Annotated in this window: 2 tRNA genes; both read left to right on the top strand. The window is 46.5% G+C overall.

Annotated features, from left to right (window positions below):
* Positions 1-53: 53 nt before the first annotated feature.
* Positions 54-130, top strand: a tRNA-Met gene (locus tag AACT19_RS01565).
* 76 nt (positions 131-206) lie between these two features.
* Positions 207-282, top strand: a tRNA-Gly gene (locus tag AACT19_RS01560).
* Positions 283-310 lie beyond the last annotated feature (28 nt).

Below are 310 nucleotides of genomic sequence, written 5' to 3'. Positions count from 1 at the left end.
TCTTAGGATTGATGTTGGGAAATAGACTCATTGACTTAAACAATGCATCCGGACGCGGGATGGAGCAGTTTGGTAGCTCGTCGGGCTCATAACCCGAAGGTCGTCGGTTCAAATCCGGCTCCCGCAACCACATTACAGTTAGACGTTGATAGCTTCTTTGCAGTAAGAACTTAGTTTTGAGCAGAAAAGATGAACGGTTAGCTTATGCGATACTAGCTCAGTTGGTAGAGCGCAACCTTGCCAAGGTTGAGGTCATCGGTTCGAACCCGATGTATCGCTCCAATTTCTTTCTTAGGATTGATGTTGGGAA

The sequence above is a fragment of the Vibrio sp. 10N.222.47.A9 genome, assembly GCF_963872585.1.
GTDB lineage: Bacteria > Pseudomonadota > Gammaproteobacteria > Enterobacterales > Vibrionaceae > Vibrio > Vibrio splendidus.
The sequence above is the reverse complement of the archived record's forward strand: the minus strand, read 5'-3'. Positions and strand labels throughout refer to the sequence as shown.